Here is a 2327-nt window from a genome sequence, read left to right on the forward strand (position 1 = left end):
TGTCGCTAACTCACACGGCCTCGGCTCGCGCCTCGGGCTGCCGACTCAGAGTGCTTCGCCGCCCTACCGTCCGAACGTCTCTCCCTTGTCCTGCGGCAGCGACTCGTGCCAGGCGACGACGGCGTCCCGCAGGCGGGCCGTGACCGCCGGGTTCTCCGCGGCGAGGTTCGTCGTCTCCCCGGGGTCCGCAGCAAGGTCGTACAACTCCGCTTGGGAGCCGTCGTATTCGCACAGCAGCTTCCAGCGGGGGCCGTCCGCCGAACCCTCGGGGGCGTCGATCACGGCCAAGTCCGGCAGGTCGGCCACGCCGTAAAAGCGGTCCCGGTCCGGCGGGCGGCGGAAGAACAACGGGGCCGATCGGGAGCCGTCGCGGCGGCCCAGCAGCACGTCGGCCAGGTTCTCCCCGTCGAAGCGGGGGTCTTCCTCCAGCTCCACGCCGCAGACCGTCAGCAGGGAGGGGACGAGGTCGAACGCGGCGAACGTGCTGTCGTCGTCGAACGTCCCGACCGCCGCCGGCTCGACCAGCCCCGGCCCCCACACGACCAGCGGGCTGCGAATCCCGCCCTCGTACAGCATCGTTTTATAACCCCGCAGCGGCCCGGCGGACCCGGCGCCCGGCTCCGGGCCGTTGTCGGAGCAGACGAGAATCAGCGTGTTCTCCCGCAGCGCGTCGTCGTAGCGGATGCGGTCGAACAGCAGGCCGAGTTGGGCGTCCATCGTCTTCAAAACGCCCCGGTATTTTTCCCCCTTCGACCCGTCCCCGCGGCGGGCGGCGGGCGGGAACAGCGGGGTGTGCACGTCGTCCGGCCAGAGGTTGAGATAAAACGGCTCGTTCGCGGCCTGGGATTCGTCAATGAAATCCAGGGCGTCGCTGACGAAGGCGGCGGTGACGTCGTCGCGGTTCCGCCACTCGATCGGCCCGCGGCCGAGCGTGTCGGAGCCGAGGGCGTGCGGCCGCGGTTCGGAGTCGTCGTAGGCGTTTAACAACGGCAGTACGCGGGGGCCGAGGCCCTCGAAGTTCGTCAGGCTCTCGTCGAAGCCGTATTGCGTGATCAGCGGGGCCTCGCCGACGTCCCGCTGGCCGCCCATGTGCCACTTGCCGAAGTGCCCGGTGCGGTAGCCGGCCTCCTGGAGCCGCCGGGGCAGGACGGGGGCGGCGGGGTCGAGCCAGTTTGCGATTCCGCGGTCGGCGTTGAGCTGGCGCCGGGCGAGGTAGGAGCCGATCCGCCACCGCTGCGGGTATTGGCCGGTCGTCAGCGCCGTGCGGGAGGGGGAGCAGATCGGCGAGTTCACGTAGAACCGCCCGAACCGCAGCCCCTCCGCGGCGAGCCGGTCCACGTTCGGCGTGCGGGCTTCCTCCGGCCGCGGCTCGATCGGCGGACGCACGTCGTCCCGGTCGTGGAAGCAGGAGAAGTCCGCCCAGCCCATGTCGTCGATGAACACGACGACCACGTTCGGCCGCCGGACTCCGTCGGAGGGACCCGGCGCCGGTTCGTCCGACGGAGCGAACGGGGCGAGGGCGGCGGCGGCGAGCAGGGCGGGGAGCGCGGCGGACATGCCCCCACTCTAACCGCCCCCCGCCGGCGCTCGCCGCCCCGGGCGATCCGGCCGGGGCGAGGCCTATTCGCTCAGCAGGTCGCAGACCGCGTCCCGCAGGTCGGCGGGGCGGAAGGGCTTGGGGAAGTGGGCGGTGCAGCCGGCGGTCAGGCAGGCGTCGCGGTCGGCGTCTTTGGCCCCGCCGGTGATCGCCAGGATCGGCGTCGTCAGCCCGGCGTCCCGCATCGCGGCGGCGGCGGCGAGGCCGTCCATTACCGGCATCTGCATGTCCAGCAGGATCGCGGCGTAGTCGGCGCCCGGGGCGGTTGCCTTCGCCAGCGCCTCGGCCCCGTCGGCGACCGTCTCCACGGCGAAGCCGGCCTTGCCCAGGGCCAGCGCCAGGAACTTCCGGCCGATCTCGTCGTCGTCCGCCGCCAACAGCCGCCGACCGTCGCCGGTTCGCGGGGACTGAGACGTCGCCGGCTGAGGTTGCGGGGAGGCAGGCTGCGGGGACCGGGTTGGGGCGTCGGGGGCGTGCTGCACGGGAGCGTCGAGGGCGACGGAGAGGCGGAAGGCGCTGCCGCCGCCGGGGCGGGGCTCGGCGGTGAGGTCGCCGCCCAGCCCGCGGGCCAGTTCGCGGCTGATCGACAACCCCAAGCCGGTGCCGCCGTGGGTGCGCTCGGTGGCGGCGTCGACCTGGGCGAAGGGTTCGAAAATTGCTTCGCAGCGGTCCGGGGCGACGCCGCGGCCGGTGTCGAGCACGGCGATTTCCAGCCGGGCGCCGCCGTCGC

2 protein-coding genes are annotated in these 2327 nt (G+C 73.0%); both read right to left on the reverse strand.

What is annotated here, in order from left to right; translation table 11 throughout:
- Positions 1-63: 63 nt before the first annotated feature.
- Positions 64-1557, reverse strand: coding sequence for a sulfatase-like hydrolase/transferase (locus tag ACG2DA_RS22455; protein WP_395258889.1), 1494 nt, complete (start codon positions 1555-1557; stop codon positions 64-66).
- 63 nt (positions 1558-1620) lie between these two features.
- Positions 1621-2327, reverse strand: a 707-nt coding sequence (locus tag ACG2DA_RS22460) for a response regulator (protein ID WP_395258891.1), incomplete at its 5' end; no start/stop codon positions are given.

It is taken from the genome of Alienimonas sp. DA493 (assembly GCF_043951915.1).
Taxonomy (GTDB): Bacteria; Planctomycetota; Planctomycetia; order Planctomycetales; family Planctomycetaceae; genus Alienimonas.

What these genes read in the sequence shown, in the direction of transcription:
- ACG2DA_RS22455 (WP_395258889.1), bottom strand. Translation starts at nt 1,557, where the DNA reads ATGTCCGCCGCGCTCCCCGCCCTGCTCGCCGCCGCCGCCCTCGCCCCG.